We start from the raw sequence: 10029 nt of genomic DNA on the forward strand, positions 1-10029 counted from the left end.
GTGGCTAACTTTGCCAGCGTGCCACAGGACTTAGTCGATCCACTGCAAACTCTGCCCGTCTATACCAATCTATTCAATAAATTAGGTATTGCGGCCGTGGTCTGTACTTTTATCGCCTTAGCCGTATTACCGCTAATGCGCCGTTTGACAGAAAGTCATCACGCCCATAACAGCATTGAAGATAACGCGGCGGCCTCACTACGTGATGTGAAAGCCGAGCAATAATCCTTCATTCACATAAGTGATATGTGAGCGATAAAAACTGCCGACAAGCCCCGCTTGCGGCAGTTTTTTTATACCTTTAGGTTACTGCTCATCACCAAACAATCTGAACTTTCTGTGCTGATTTTTTCATGCATCGGCTTGGGATAAGGCTTTCACCCCTGTTTGCAAAACTAAGATGTTCGGTTCCAATTTTAACTCAGTGTTAAGCTAAAGCTTTAAGCTTGTTTATCGTTGATACGTCACCATATCCTAGGGTAAGACTCAATCAGCACTGACAGAGCTATCGCTTTAGCACCCACCATATTCATCCGTTGGAGGCCAAATAAAGCCGCTGCCACAGAGCTGACTCACGCAAAGAGGCGCTTAATTTATGGCTATATCATCCACATCAACCTCATCTGCCGCCCCATCGCAGGCTGTGCCCGCGGCTAAATCTCCCCTGGCGGATATTCCCTTTTCACTGTTAGAGCTTGCCCCTGTTCGCTATGGCGCCAGTATCGGAGACACGCTACGCGCCAGCCTGCAATACGCTAAGGTGGCCGATGACTTAGGCTTTAATCGTTTCTGGTTTGCCGAGCACCACAATATGCCCGGTATCGCCAGCGCCGCGACATCGGTATTAATTGGCTATATTGCCGAGAATACTAAACGCATTCGCGTCGGCGCGGGTGGGATTATGCTGCCCAACCATGCGCCCCTAGTGGTTGCCGAGCAGTTTGGTACGCTCGAGAGTCTTTATCCTGGGCGTATCGATTTAGGGCTTGGCCGCGCCCCAGGGAGCGATCAAATCACTAGTCGCGCCCTTAACCGCGATATGAGCCGCGCGGAGCAATTTCCCGCCGAGGTGAGCGAGTTACAAACCTTACTCGGCGACTACAATGGCCATCATCCCGTCAGAGCGATTCCCGGCGAAGGCACCCATGTGCCGATATGGCTACTTGGCTCTAGCCTGTTTAGCGCCCAGCTTGCAGCACAGCGCGGCTTACCCTATGTCTTTGCAGGGCATTTTGCGCCAAGGTTCCTCTACGATGCGATTGAGATTTACCGCCGCGACTTTAAGCCATCTAAGGTGTTGGATAAGCCCTATGTCATGCTTGGCCTGCCGCTTATCGCCACCGAGACAGACGCCGAAGCCGAATACTTGAGTACCACCTCCAAGCAACGAGTGCTTGCGCTAATCCGTGGTGAGGCGCTTTGGTTAAAACCGCCAGTGGAGAGCATGGATGGCTTGTGGAGCGAGCAGGAAAAAACCTATGTCGATAACTTCTTAGGCTTATCCGTCACCGGTGGCCCCACCACCATCAAGCACCGCTTAGAGATGATAGTGAAAGAACTAGGTGTCGATGAGTTTATCTTTACCAACGATTTGTATGATCAGGACAAACGTGAGCGTGCACTGCAAATCCTGATGGAAATTAAGCGTTAAACCACGCCATAAAAAATCCCGCCTAAGCGGGATTTTTTATCTCTGTTAACCTTTTAACACGGCATCGAAGCAGGCCTTAAGAATGCCCAGCCCCGCTCCAAGCTGCTCGTCTGGCACTGTCAATGGCACCAAAATACGCAGCACGTTTCCGTAGGTGCCGCAGGAGAGGAGAATCAATCCTCGGTTTCTTGCTTCGGCTAAGATTTGAGCACAGTACTGAGGTGCAGGTTTGCCATCTTCCATTAATTCAATGGCGATCATCGCCCCTAGACCACGCACATCGGCAATTTGTGGATGTTCGACTTGCATGGTATTTAACGCCGACTTAATCCGCTCGCCAATCGCATTGGCACGCTCAAGCAGCTTTTCCTCTTCAAACACCTCAAGTACGGCAAGCGCCGCTGCACAGGCCAGCGGGTTACCGCCGTAGGTGCCGCCAAGGCCACCGGGACCAATAGCATCCATGACTTCAGCTTTACCCGTAATACCTGAAAGAGGGAAACCACCAGCAATAGATTTAGCAAAGGTTGTGATATCGGCGCTCACGCCCATTTGCTCCATCGCGAAGAAGGTCCCCGTGCGACCCGCCCCCGTTTGCACTTCATCGGCGATAAGCACAATGCCTTCGCGGTCACAAAGTGCACGTAAACGTTGCATAAAGGCTGGCGAAGCGGCATAAAACCCGCCTTCGCCCTGCACAGGTTCGAGAATAATTGCGGCAATATCACTTGGCTCCGCATCATTTTTAAAGATGCGTTCGATAGACGCCATCGCATCATCATCGGACACGCCGTGTAGCGCACAGGGAAACTCAGCGCGGAACACATTGGCCGACATTAACCCCATACCTTTACTATAAGGCGCAACCTTTCCCGTTAACGCCAGTGCCGCCATAGTGCGACCATGGTAACCCGAGGTAAAGGCAATCACGCCCGCCCGCTTAGTGTATGCTCGAGCAACTTTAACTGCATTTTCAACCGCTTCTGAGCCGCTGGTGAATAAGGCCGTCTTCTTGGCAAAATCCCCCGGCACTAACTGATTCAGTTTTTCACAGACTTGAATATAGCTTTCATAACCCAGCACCATAAAACAGGTGTGGGAGAAGTCCTCAAGCTGCGCCGCAACAGCCGCCTTAACCTTAGGATGTAAATGCCCAGTGTTGAGCACAGCAATACCACCGGCAAAGTCGATAAACTCTCGACCTTCAACATCCCACACACTCGCGTTTTCAGCGCGGGCAGTAAAAATTGGGTGAATTTGACCCACTCCACCAGCTACAGCGGCTTGGCGACGTGCCATTAATGAATCATTAGTTGTGCTCATTTTGTGTTCCTTACTTGCATTCCCAACTTGCTGAAGTCGCATTGCCTGTCAAGCGTCAGTCACTTAAACAGACATACAGATATATTTGATTTCTAAATATTCTTCGATACCGAACTTAGAGCCTTCTCGGCCGAGCCCTGAGGATTTCATTCCGCCAAACGGCGCGACTTCGGTGGAGATCAACCCGGTGTTGACGCCTACCATGCCGTATTCCAATGCCTCGGCCACTTTCCACACTAAGGAGATATCACGGCCATAAAAATAAGCCGCTAACCCAAACTCGGTATCATTGGCTTGCTTAATCACATCGACCACATCGGTAAACTTAAACAGCGGCGCCAGTGGGCCAAAGGTTTCTTCACGGGCCACGCGCATACTGCTATCGACATGCGTCAGTACCGTGGGCTCGAAGAAGTTGCCACCTAAGCTATGGGGCTTGCCGCCCGCAACCACCGTCGCCCCTTTGCTGAGCGCATCCTCAAGATGGCTCTGGACTTTTTCGACCGCCGCGCGATTGATAAGCGGTCCTGTAGTGACGCCTTCAGTAATGCCCTCACCGACCTTTAATTTGCCCACAGCAATGCTGAGCTTGCGGGCAAATTCGTCATACACACCCGCTTGGACATAGATGCGGTTTGCACAAACACAGGTCTGCCCCGCATTGCGATACTTAGCGATCATGGCGCCTTCGACCGCCGCATCGATATTGGCATCGTTGAATACGATAAATGGGGCATTACCGCCTAATTCTAAAGATAATTTCTTCAGAGTCGGCGCGCATTGCTCCATTAACTTAATACCCACTTGGGTCGAGCCGGTGAAAGACAACTTACGCACGATTGGGTTACTGCACATCTCATTACCAATGCCGATAGCATCACCGGTGATCACACTGAATACCCCAGCGGGGATCCCGGCGCGCTCGGCAAGCACGGCTAAGGCTAATGCGGTAAAAGGCGTTTGCGGCGCAGGTTTCACCACCATAGTACAACCGGCAGCCAGTGCTGGCGCGGCTTTACGGGTAATCATCGCCGCAGGAAAGTTCCAAGGGGTAATAGCCGCGGTCACGCCCACGGGCTGCTTGATCACCATGATGCGTTTATCGCCCTGATGCCCAGGAATCGTATCGCCATAGACGCGTTTCGCTTCTTCGGCGAACCATTCGATAAAGGAGGCGGCGTAGGTGACTTCCCCCTTAGCTTCGGCAAGGGGTTTGCCCTGCTCAGTGGTCATCATTAGCGCTAAGTCATCACTGTTTTCATTTAGTAATTCAAACCAGCGACGCAGCTTGGCACCACGCTCTTTTGCGGTAAGTGCTCTCCATGCTGGCAATGCCGCTTCGGCTGCCGCAATCGCCGCTTGCGTTTCGGCTTGCCCCATCACAGGGACGCTTGCGATCACCGCGCCCGTCGCGGGATTAGCGATAGCGACAGTTTCTTTTGACTGCGCATCGCACCACTGACCATTGATATAACATTGCTGACGCAGCAGACTCGGGTCTTTTAACAACACTGGAAATTCCTCTCGCTGCGAGGTAATGCCTTACCTCGTATAAAAAATTCAAATTAAATACCTAATTTGTCTCTTAGACTGTAATACCATGCCCCCAACGCACTAAAAGGCACACGTAAGGCGTGTCCGCCGGGGAAGGGATAATGGGGCAGCGCCGCAAAAGCATCGAAACGCGTGGCTTGACCATTGAGCATTTCGGCAATTAACTTGCCTGCCAAGTGGGTATAAGTAACGCCATGGCCGCTACAACCCTGTGAGTAATAGATATTTTTACCAATACGACCGACCTGTGGTAGACGCGATAAGGTCAATAAAAAGTTACCCGTCCAAGCATAATCAACCTTAACCCCTTTTAACTGTGGGAAGGTTTTGAGCATATTCGGGATAATCAGGGATTCAATATCCGCAGGATCGCGGGCACCATAAACAACCCCACCGCCGTAGATCAGGCGCTTGTCACCAGACAGCCTAAAATAATCAAGCAGATAGTTACAATCTTCGACGCAGTAGTCTTGGGGCAACAGACTTGCAGCCAGCTCTTCATCCAAAGGCTCTGTGGTGATCACTTGGGTACCGCAAGGCATAGACTTGGCTTGTAATTCTGGCATAAGTTTACCGAGGTAAGCGTTACCTGCCACCACCACAAACTTGGCTTTTACACTACCCTTAGCGGTGTGTACGACAGGACTATCGCCTTCATCGACCCGCAGCACCGCTGAGTCTTCAAAAATCTTGCCGCCAAGGGATTCTACTGCACGGGCTTCACCCAAGGCTAAATTCAGCGGGTGAATATGGCCGCCGCTCTTGTCCAACATACCGCCGACATAGCGCTCAGTATTTACCACAGTTCGAATGCCGTTTGCATCGAGCATCTCAAGCTTGCCAACATGACCATGGCTTTCCCATAACTGCTTTTGATGGCGTAAATGGCCCATTTGCTTTTCGTTCATTGCCGCGAATACACCGCCATCTTTGAGATCGCAGTCAATGTTGTACTTAGCGATACGTTCACGGATGATGCGTCCGCCCTCGAAGGCCATTTGACCAAAGAGCTTGGCTTGTTCTTTGCCGACAGTTTTTTCAATGGTATCAATGTCACGGCTATAGCTGTTAACGATTTGTCCGCCATTACGCCCCGAGGCTCCCCAACCAATTCGCGCCGCTTCGAGCACCACCACACTAAAACCCGATTCGAGTAAATGCAGTGCGGCAGACAGGCCTGTATACCCCGCACCAATCACACAAACATCGGCTTCAATCGATTCCTGTAAACGCGCGCGCTCAACCTTATCGTTGGCCGATGCCGCATAATATGATCCAGTGTGAGGTATGGCTGACATGATGTTCCCTTGATTTTTATGTTCATTATTTTAAACAACTATCACATCCTACACCTTCAAATCGGGAAACACTAGCCATAAAAGCACAATAATTTACACAATGTTTGATATTTCAAACAAAGTATCCTTCATGCCTTAAACGGATTTGAAAATTGAGTGTAGAGGTACAGATAAGAAGACTTGGCGGGAAGAGAGAAGGATGGCCTTTGGTATCAAGGCCATCCTTTTTCACGCGAGATTTCGACTCAGTGCTTGCTCACTCTGCTCTTGAATCTCAGCACTGGAATCCCCGCTTATTTGTGCATGTTAGTACACGTTAGTTAAGCGGCATCCGTTCACGTTTTTCGGCGCGACTTGCCATATACCACGACAGGAAAGCGATTAACGACACGCACAGAATGATAAGTGTTGCCAAGGCGTTGATCTTAGGCGATACGCCCAAGCGCACAGAGGAGAACACCACCATAGGTAAGGTCGTCGCACCGGGGCCTGAGGCAAAGCTTGCAATCACTAAGTCATCGAGTGACAGACTAAAGGATAACAACCACCCCGCCACTAATGCCGGCGAAATCATAGGCACAGTGATCAGGAAGAAGGTCTTAAGCGGCGTTGCGCCAAGATCCATTGCCGCCTCTTCGATTGACATGTCTAACTCACGCAATCTTGAAGACACCACCACAGCCACATAGGCCGCACAGAAGGTCGAATGGGCAATCCATACTGTCACCATGCCGCGCTCTTTCGGCCACCCCAAAAGATCTGCCAAATGCACAAATAGCAGCAGTAATGACAAACCCGTGATGACCTCGGGCATAACCAAAGGCGCTGTGATCATATTCGACAAGGTGAGCTTGGCCCATGAACGCTTAAACCGCGTCATCACAAAGGCAGCCATAGTGCCGATAATCACCGCCATAGTGGAGCTGTAAAACGCAATTCTTAGGCTGGTCCACACGGCATCGAGGATCTGCTGATCGGCAAATAGCTCGCCGTACCACTTAGGTGAAAAACCGCCCCACACTGTCACAAGCTTGGATTCGTTAAAAGAATAGATCACTAGAATCAGCATTGGCGCGTATAAAAAGAACAACCCAAACCACAGCATTACAGAAGAAAAACTCAGCTTTTTCATAGGTCTTTCTCCAAACTACGTGCTTGATAGCGATGGAATAAGGTAATAGGAATAATCAGTAGTGCCAGCATCACAATCGCCAGTGATGAGGCCATAGGCCAATCACGGTTATTGAAGAATTCCTGCCACAACACTTTACCTATCATTAACGAATCTGGACCGCCGAGCAGTTCAGGGATCACAAACTCGCCTACTGCCGGAATAAATACCAACATCGATCCAGCAATCACCCCACTTTTGGATAAAGGAAAAGTAATTTTCCAGAAAGTGTTAATCCGGCTTGATCCTAAATCCGAAGCAGCCTCAATTAAACTCATATCTAACTTCACTAAGGTCGCATACAGAGGCAAGATCATAAAGGGCAAATAGGCATAGATAATCCCGATATAGACGGCGATATTGGTGTTCAAGATTTGCAATGGCTCAGAAATGACTCCTAACCACATCAATGTGTTATTGATAATCCCCGTGTTACTTAAGATCCCCATCCAGGCATAAACGCGGATTAAGAACGAGGTCCAAGAAGGTAGCATCACCAATAACAACAGCACGGTTTGCAACCTTGCTGGCGCACGGGCAATGGCGTAGGCCATAGGATAACCAATGATCAAACAACCAATGGTTGAAATGAGTGCCATTTTTAATGAGCTGAGATACGCGGTGTAATACAGCGAATCATCTAGCAACATCAAATAGTTACCCAAATGCAGGAAGATATTTAGTACATCATCTGCATATTGAAAAGTCGCCTCATAGGGCGGAATTGAAATCGCCGCCGTAGAGAAACTAATTTTAAGGACAATGGCAAAGGGCAAGGCGAAGAACAGCAATAGCCAAGTATAAGGTAGACTTATCGTCCAGAAGCGTCCTTTAAGCCATTTAAGTTTGGACTTTATCTTCATGATCTTAACACCACGCCACTGGTGTCCTCCCAACTGATAAACACTTCATCATCCCAGGTTGCATGGTCGGCGCGGCGTTCACGGTTTGTCATACTGCATTGCACAATCTGACCATTTTCAAGGCGAATGTAGTACACCGAGATCCCACCTAAATAGGCAATATCATGCACTATGCCCTTAGCCCAGTTGTATTCACCTTCAGGTTGTTCACGGCTGATAATGGTTTTCTCAGGGCGGACAGCGAGCCATACGTGTTTTTCTTCAACACTGGTGGTTACCCCGTAACCCACATAGAAAGGCTGTACTAAATCATTGGGTTTTATGATGAGATGGTCAACTTCATCCACTTCAATCTCACCGCCAAAGAGGTTCACTGAACCGATAAATTCGGCAATCATGCGACTATTTGGACTCTCGTAGATATCCATAGGAGAGCCGGTTTGAGCTATCCAACCATCACTCATAATCGAGATCCGGCCCGCCATGGTCATGGCCTCTTCCTGATCATGGGTCACCATCACACAGGTCACACCAACACGTTCGAGGATTTCAACCACTTCTAACTGCATCTGAGTACGTAGTTTTTTATCTAGTGCACCCATTGGCTCGTCAAGCAATAATAATTTCGGACGTTTTGCCAAAGATCGAGCAAGGGCGACCCGTTGGCGCTGACCACCAGAAAGCTGATGCGGTTTACGCTTCCCGTATTGCTCCATATGTACCAACTTGAGCATTTCCTGTACGCGTTGCTCAATTTCAGCTTTCGGTAACTTGTCTTGCTTTAAACCAAAGGCGATATTTTGTGCCACTGTCATATGGGGAAATAGCGCATAGGATTGAAACATCATATTGATCGGACGTTCATAAGGCGGTAGATCGGTAATATCTTCACCATCGAGAAAAATCCGCCCAGAGGTCGGTCTTTCGAACCCCGCGAGCATACGCAACAAGGTAGACTTACCCGAGCCTGAGCCTCCAAGTAAGGCAAAAATTTCGCCTTTATTGATCGTCAATGATACGTCGTCAACTGCACGCACATCATCAAACAGCTTACTGACCCGCTCAATCTTAAGCAGGACTTTTTCTTGCGTCTTTGTAGTGGGTTTATTGGTGACGCCCGAGGTGCTTGCCATAGTACTTCTCCACCCGAGTATTGATGTGATAACACATTCAACACTTGAGATTTACACAATGAATTAATGAATAGAGATTTAATCTTGAAGACTTAATGTCCAAAGGAGCAGCCATTGTCTTGTTTATCAAAAGGGGCAAGCTGTGCTTGCCCCATGTCGATTATTGGCCAGATTTCACTTTGGTCCAGACGCGAGTTAATACACGTTGGATTTTCAATGGACGAATTTCGCCAATATACAATTTATCTAATACTTCTTTTGGTGGATAAATCGCTGGGTCATTGCGAATCGCTTCATCGACTAAGGGCTGTGCAGGATCGTTAGGATTTGCGTAAGCCACATAGTTAGAGATAGGTGCAATCACCTCAGGGCGAAGTAAGTAGTTGATAAGCTTGTGAGCATTTTCCACGTTAGTGGCGTCTGCTGGGATGGCTAACATATCAAACCACAGGTTGGCGCCTTCTTTAGGAATAGAGTAACCAATCTTATTGCCATTACCCGCTTCATCGGCGCGGGCAGCAGCTTGGAACACATCACCAGAGAAACCATAAGCCACGCAAATATCACCATTGGCGAGATCAGAGATATAACGTGATGAATGGAAATACGTCACATAGGGACGAATCTTTTCGAGTAACTCACCGGCTTTTTCGTAATCTTCGGCCTTAGTACTGTTAGGATCGAGCCCAAGATAAATCATCGCCTGTGGCACCATATCATCGGCCGAATCTAACATGGCAAAGCCACATTTAGAGATTTTTTCAGCATATTTTGGGTTAAAGATCAGCTCCATAGAATTTAATGGTGCATCTTCACCCACAGCCGCTTTCACTTTATTGATGTTGTAACCAATACCATTCGTTCCCCACAGATAAGGGACTGCATATTGGTTACCTGGATCAGCCTTCTCTAACAGCTTCATCAGGTCAGCATTGAGGTTTTTAAAATTGGTGAGTTTAGAGCGGTCTAGTGGCTTGAATGCACCGGCCTTAATCTGTTTAGCGAGGAAATGGTTGGATGGGACAACGATGTCATA

General features: G+C 48.8%; 8 protein-coding genes and 1 pseudogene. 2 read left to right on the forward strand and 7 right to left on the reverse strand.

All coding sequences use genetic code 11. The annotated features are described in order from the left end of the window. Together L976_RS11870 and L976_RS11875 are read left to right on the forward strand one after the other, a co-directional pair. A pseudogene (locus L976_RS11870) lies at positions 1–225 on the forward strand (MFS transporter); the annotation flags it as partial. A gap of 370 nt (positions 226–595) precedes the next feature. Continuing rightward, the gene (locus tag L976_RS11875) at positions 596–1651 is read left to right on the forward strand and encodes an LLM class flavin-dependent oxidoreductase (RefSeq protein WP_231570495.1); all 1056 of its coding nucleotides are present in this window, start codon (positions 596–598) and stop codon (positions 1649–1651) included. A 45-nt stretch (positions 1652–1696) separates the two neighbouring features. Here L976_RS11875 and gabT read toward each other — a convergent pair whose 3' ends face one another. The 7 genes from gabT to L976_RS11910 form a co-directional block, all read right to left on the reverse strand. After that, positions 1697–2974: a 4-aminobutyrate--2-oxoglutarate transaminase gene (gene gabT, locus L976_RS11880; protein ID WP_047536973.1), complete on the reverse strand. Its 1278-nt coding sequence runs from the start codon at positions 2972–2974 to the stop codon at positions 1697–1699. Between the two features lie 63 nt (positions 2975–3037). After that, on the reverse strand, positions 3038–4486 hold the full coding sequence (gene gabD / locus L976_RS11885) for an NADP-dependent succinate-semialdehyde dehydrogenase (RefSeq protein WP_047536975.1): 1449 nt from the start codon (positions 4484–4486) through the stop codon (positions 3038–3040). A 53-nt stretch (positions 4487–4539) separates the two neighbouring features. After that, the gene (locus tag L976_RS11890) at positions 4540–5826 is read right to left on the reverse strand and encodes an NAD(P)/FAD-dependent oxidoreductase (RefSeq protein ID WP_037415423.1); all 1287 of its coding nucleotides are present in this window, start codon (positions 5824–5826) and stop codon (positions 4540–4542) included. A 316-nt stretch (positions 5827–6142) separates the two neighbouring features. Further along, positions 6143–6958, reverse strand: coding sequence for an ABC transporter permease subunit (locus L976_RS11895; RefSeq protein WP_047536978.1), 816 nt, complete (start codon positions 6956–6958; stop codon positions 6143–6145). Next, entirely contained in the window at positions 6955–7860 is a 906-nt protein-coding gene (locus L976_RS11900) for an ABC transporter permease subunit (RefSeq protein ID WP_037415417.1), read from the reverse strand. Before L976_RS11900 ends, L976_RS11895 begins: the two co-directional genes overlap by 4 nt. Further along, positions 7857–8993 carry a polyamine ABC transporter ATP-binding protein gene (gene potA / locus L976_RS11905; protein WP_037428537.1) on the reverse strand — a complete coding sequence of 379 codons (1137 nt, stop codon included), beginning with the start codon at positions 8991–8993 and terminating at the stop codon, positions 7857–7859. Before potA ends, L976_RS11900 begins: the two co-directional genes overlap by 4 nt. Before the next feature lie 160 nt (positions 8994–9153). Beyond that, positions 9154–10029, reverse strand: an 876-nt coding sequence (locus tag L976_RS11910; protein WP_047540425.1) for a polyamine ABC transporter substrate-binding protein, incomplete at its 5' end; no start/stop codon positions are given.

The organism is Shewanella sp. ZOR0012 (assembly GCF_000798835.1).
Classification (GTDB): domain Bacteria; phylum Pseudomonadota; class Gammaproteobacteria; order Enterobacterales; family Shewanellaceae; genus Shewanella; species Shewanella xiamenensis.